Source organism: Pelomonas sp. KK5 (genome assembly GCF_001984095.1).
Lineage (GTDB): Bacteria > Pseudomonadota > Gammaproteobacteria > Burkholderiales > Burkholderiaceae_C > KK5.
The window spans coordinates 1-4,662 of record NZ_LYVQ01000343.1; the positions used below are offsets into that span (position 1 = coordinate 1).

Sequence of the window (4,662 nt, forward strand, 5' to 3'; positions counted from 1 at the left end):
CGGCCGCGACAAGACCTACTGGTTCATGCTGGAGCCGCTGATGATCTCCAAGGAGGTCTTCAACAAGCTGCCCAAGGCGCAGCAGGACATCGTGATGGCGGTGGGCGCCGAGCTGGAAGTCTTCGCCCGCGACGCCGCCAAGGCCGATGACAAGCTGGTGGCCGAGATCTACCAGAAGGCCGGCGCCAAGGTCTACGACATGGACGCCACCGTGCTGAAGAAGTGGCAGGCGATCGCGCGCGACACCGCGTGGAAGGACTTCGGCGAGAAGAACGAGTCCTGCGCCGCGCTGCTGAAGGCAGCACAGAAGCTGCTATGAACGAGGCGCCTTCGTCCCTCGTCGCCCCGATCGATCCCGACACCCCCGCGCTGCTGATGCCGCTGGCCCGCGCGCTTCGCGCGGTCAACGCGATGATGGTCGTGATCGGCATGGTCGCGCTGCTGGTGGCGGCGCTGGTGCTGACCTCCAGCGTCGTCACCCGCTACCTGCTGAAGGCGTCCACCGACTGGCAGGACGAGGCCGCCGTGTTCTGCCTGGTCGGCGCCACCTTCCTGACCGGCGCCTTCGTGCAGTCGCTGCGCGGGCATGTGGGCATCGAGGCCGTGGCGGGCCTGCTGCCGGCGCTGCTCAACCGCCTGCGCCTGGCCGCGGTGGACCTGCTGGCGCTGCTGTTCTGCAGCTTCTTCGCCTGGAAGTCCTGGACCTTGTTCCACGAGGCCTGGAGCGAGGGCCAGACGACCTCGTCCACCTGGGCCCCGCCGCTGTGGATTCCGTATTCGCTGATGGCCGCCGGCATGTCGCTGCTGGCGCTGCAGCTGCTGGTGCAGCTGACGGCGCGTTTCAACGGCCTGCGCAAGTAACGCGATGTCTCCACTGACCCTGGGCCTGCTGTTCGCGGCGGCCACCCTGCTGTTCATGTTCTCCGGCGCGCCGATCTCGTTCGCGCTGGGCAGCGTGGCCGTCGTCTTCATGATGGGCTTCATGCCCGCCTCGGCGCTGGACACCGTCACGCAGAACGTCTACGAGGAGATGGCCAGCATCACGCTGCTGTCGATCCCGCTGTTCATCCTGAAGGGCGCCGCCATCGGCCGCTCGCGCGCCGGCCAGGACCTGTACGCGGCGCTGCACGCCTGGATGGGCCGCGTGCCTGGCGGCCTGGGCATCGCCAACGTGCTGGCCTGCGCGCTGTTCGCGGCGATGGCGGGCTCGAGCCCCGCCACCTGTTCTGCCATCGGCAGCGCCGGCATCCCGGAGATGCGCCGGCGCGGCTACTCGCCGGGCTTCGCGGCCGGCATCATCGCCGCCGGCGGCACGCTGGGCATCCTGCTGCCGCCGTCGATCACGATGATCCTCTACGCGGTGGCCGCGGAGCAGTCGCTGGGCCGCCTGTTCCTGGCCGGCATCGTGCCGGGCCTGCTGCTGGTGGCGCTGTTCGCGGGCTATGCGATGTGGCGCTACCGCAGGGAGCATGCGATGGCCGCGCCCGACTCGCCGCTGCTGCACCGCGAGCAGTTCACCCGCCGCCAGAAGTTCGAGATGCTGCCTCGGGTGATCCCCTTCGTGCTGCTGCTGACCGGCGTGATGGTGGCGCTGTACGGCGGCTTCGCCACGCCCAGCGAGACGGCCGGCCTGGGCGCGCTGCTGGCGCTGCTGCTGATCGCCGGCATCTACCGGGTCTGGCGCCCGCGCGACCTGGCGCCGATCCTGGCCGCCACGCTGAAGGAGTCGACGATGCTGATGCTGATCATCGGCATGTCGCTGCTGTTCTCGTACGTGATGAGCTACCTGCACATCAGCCAGTCGGCGGCGCAGTGGATCGTGGCGATGCAGCTGTCCAAATGGGTGCTGCTGGCGGCGATCCTGCTGATGGTCGTCGTGCTGGGCTTCTTCCTGCCGCCGGTCAGCATCATCCTGATGACCGCGCCGATCTTCCTGCCGCCGCTGAAGGCCGCCGGCTTCGACCTGGTCTGGTTCGGCATCCTGATGACCATCGTGATGGAGGCCGGGCTGATCCATCCGCCGGTGGGCCTGAACATCTTCGTGATCAAGAACATCGCGCCGGACATCACGCTCGCGCAGATCGTCCGCGGCGTGATTCCCTTCGTGCTGCTGATGTTCGCGGCAGTGCTGCTGATCTGCCTGGTGCCCTCGATCGCCACCGCGCTTCCCGATGCGGTGATGAGCCAGTGATGCGCTGAAGCCACTCCGGCGCTAACGCTCCATTTCATCGGTGCTTTTTCCTGCGGCAAGGCTCAGAATGGGGCGAGCTCAGGAGGAGGGCCTTCGTTGTGAGGATCGACGTCCCGACCCTGCTGGTGACGCTGTTCGCCGGCTTCCTGATGCTGTCCCTGCAGCTCTGGATGGCCCAGCGCGGGACGCTGCGCCAGCCGGAGGTGCGCACCTGGGCCCAGGGCGGGCTGGCGATGCTGGGCGGCTTCGCCCTGCTGTTCCTGCGCCCCTGGATGCCGGCATGGGTCTCGATCCTGGTCGGCAATGCGCTGTTCCTGCTCAGCGCCGCTCTCTACAGCCGCGCGGTCTTCCGCTACCTGCTGGACGCCGAACTGCCGCGCTTCTACTGGCCGGCTGTCGGCCTGTGCTGCGCGATGCTGCCGGCGATGATGGACTGGGAGCGGCCGGCCCGTACGGCCCTGGTGTCGCTGATGCTGGCCGGGTTGCTGACGCCGGTGACCTCGCTGCTGCTGATCCGCGGCTGGCGCACCGGCGCCGGCTCGATGCGCAGCGTGGCGCTGATGCTGGTCGTCACCACGCTGACGCTGTACCTGCGCAGCGTGGACGCGATGCTGCGGCCCGAGGAGCACCGCGACCTGCTGCAGGGCGACCTGATCTCGGGCCTGGCCATCCTGCTGAGCTTCCTGTGCCTGCTGGGGGCCGGCTTCGGCTTCGTGCTGGCCTGCTTCGAGCGCGTGGCGCTGCGCATGGAGACCATGGCGACGACGGACGGGCTGACCGGCTGCCTGAACCGCACCACCACCGACACCCTGCTGGCCCACACGCTGGAACGCGGCCGCCGCGAGGGCTCGCCGGTCGCCTTCTGCCTGCTGGACATCGATCACTTCAAGCGCGTCAATGACTGCCACGGCCACCAGGGCGGCGACGAGGTGCTGCGGGCCTTCGCCGATGCGGTGCGCGGGCGGCTGCGCGCCTCCGACGTGCTGGGCCGCATGGGCGGCGAGGAGTTCGCCCTGGTGCTGCCAGCCACCGACGCGCCCGGCGCGCTGCGCCTGACCGAGGGCGTGCGTCTCGCCGTCGAGCAGATGGCGGTGCAGGCCGGCGATGGCCGGCGCATCGCGGTGACGGTGTCTGCCGGCGTGGTGGTGGCGGCCTCGAACAGCGGCCTGTCGGCCACCCGGCTGTACATGCTGGCCGATGGCGCGCTCTACGACGCCAAGCGGGGCGGCCGCAACCGCGTGCTGCTGGCCGACCCGACGGCCACCGTGCGGCTGATCGAGACGATAGAAAATTCATCTTCTAAAACTGTCGCAGGCAACTTTTCTTAACTCCCGGGCCGCGGATACTGCCCGGTCATGCGCAGCAAACTCTTCGTCCCCGGCGCCCGCCCCGAGCTTTTCGCCAAGGCCCTGGCGAGCGAGGCGGATGCCCTGTCCATCGATCTGGAAGACGCCGTGCCGGAATCGGGCAAGGCGGCGGCGCGTGCCGCCGTGCGCGACTTCCTCGCCAGCGAGGCGGCGCAGCGCAGCGGCAAGACGATCATCGTGCGCGTCAATGCACTGGGCTCGGCCCATTTCGAGGCCGACGTGCAGGCGGTCGTCGGCCCGGCGCTGGCGATGATCAACCTGCCCAAGCCCGAGTCCGGCGCCGACGTGCGCGCCGCCGCCGCCGCGCTGGCCCATGCGCAGGCGCTGGCCGGCAGCACGCACGACATCCGCCTGCTGGCCAATATCGAGACCCCGCGCGCGCTGCGCAACGCCGTCGAGATCGCCGCCGCGCACGAGCGTGTCTGGGGCCTGCAGCTGGGCCTGGGCGACCTGTTCGAGCCCTATGGCATCGCGCGGCGTTCGCCGGCCAATGTCCATGCGGTGATGTTCCAGGTGGCGATGGCCGCGGCCGAGGCCGGCGTGGCCGCCTGCGACGGCGCCTTCGCCGACATCCAGGACGAGGCCGGGCTGCGCGCCGAGGCCGGGATGTCCCGTGCCCTGGGCTTCGTCGGCAAGAGCTGCATCCACCCGCGGCAGATCGCCGTGCTCAACGAGATCTACCAGCCGGCTGCCGCCGAACTGGACCATGCCCGTCGAATCGTCGCCGCCGCGGGCGCAGCCGAGGCCGCCGGCCGCGGCGCCTTCGTCGTCGACGGCAAGATGATCGACGCGCCCTTCCTGGCGCGCGCAAAGCGCCTGCTGTCGCTTCACCCTGACAAGACCTGACCCCAATGCTCCGAACGCTGCGGCTGCTGGCCGGCCTCCTTCTCCTCACCGCCAGCCTGGCCCGCGCCGAGAGCCTGGCGACCGTGCGGCCCCTGGATGTGCCGGCGCCGCCCGCGGCGGTGCAGTCGCTGTCGAGCGTGGACGGCCAGCCCGTCGCGCTGGCCGAAGGCCGCAGCTGGCGCCTCGAGGAAGGGCAGTGGAGGGCGCTGGCCGGCGCGGCCCTGCCCCAGCCTCAGCCGCCGCTGTCGATGGCGAAGC

Annotated in this window: 5 protein-coding genes and 1 pseudogene; all 6 read left to right on the top strand. The window is 70.1% G+C overall.

Annotation, left to right across the window (positions count from 1 at the left end):
- A pseudogene (locus B0W88_RS29850) lies at nucleotides 1-319 on the top strand (C4-dicarboxylate ABC transporter); the annotation flags it as partial.
- Entirely contained in the window at nucleotides 316-861 is a 546-nt protein-coding gene (locus B0W88_RS29855; protein WP_077038153.1) for a TRAP transporter small permease, read from the top strand. The pseudogene B0W88_RS29850 and the gene B0W88_RS29855, both read left to right, overlap by 4 nt.
- Nucleotides 862-865: 4 nt before the next feature.
- The gene (locus tag B0W88_RS29860) at nucleotides 866-2,191 is read left to right on the top strand and encodes a TRAP transporter large permease (protein WP_077038154.1); all 1,326 of its coding nucleotides are present in this window, start codon (nucleotides 866-868) and stop codon (nucleotides 2,189-2,191) included.
- A gap of 98 nt (nucleotides 2,192-2,289) precedes the next feature.
- Nucleotides 2,290-3,519 carry a diguanylate cyclase gene (locus B0W88_RS29865; protein ID WP_077038155.1) on the top strand — a complete coding sequence of 410 codons (1,230 nt, stop codon included), beginning with the start codon at nucleotides 2,290-2,292 and terminating at the stop codon, nucleotides 3,517-3,519.
- 27 nt (nucleotides 3,520-3,546) lie between these two features.
- Nucleotides 3,547-4,404, top strand: a complete 858-nt coding sequence (locus tag B0W88_RS29870; protein ID WP_077038156.1) for a CoA ester lyase — start codon at nucleotides 3,547-3,549, stop codon at nucleotides 4,402-4,404.
- Between the two features lie 5 nt (nucleotides 4,405-4,409).
- On the top strand, nucleotides 4,410-4,662 hold a 253-nt coding region (locus tag B0W88_RS29875), incomplete at its 3' end, for a hypothetical protein (RefSeq protein WP_144007069.1).

Bases quoted from the DNA above. Each gene is read 5' to 3' on its own strand.
- B0W88_RS29860 (WP_077038154.1), top strand. From the start codon at position 866: ATGTCTCCACTGACCCTGGGCCTGCTGTTCGCGGCGGCCACCCTGCTG.
- B0W88_RS29870 (WP_077038156.1), top strand. From the start codon at position 3,547: ATGCGCAGCAAACTCTTCGTCCCCGGCGCCCGCCCCGAGCTTTTCGCC.
- B0W88_RS29855 (WP_077038153.1), top strand. From the start codon at position 316: ATGAACGAGGCGCCTTCGTCCCTCGTCGCCCCGATCGATCCCGACACC.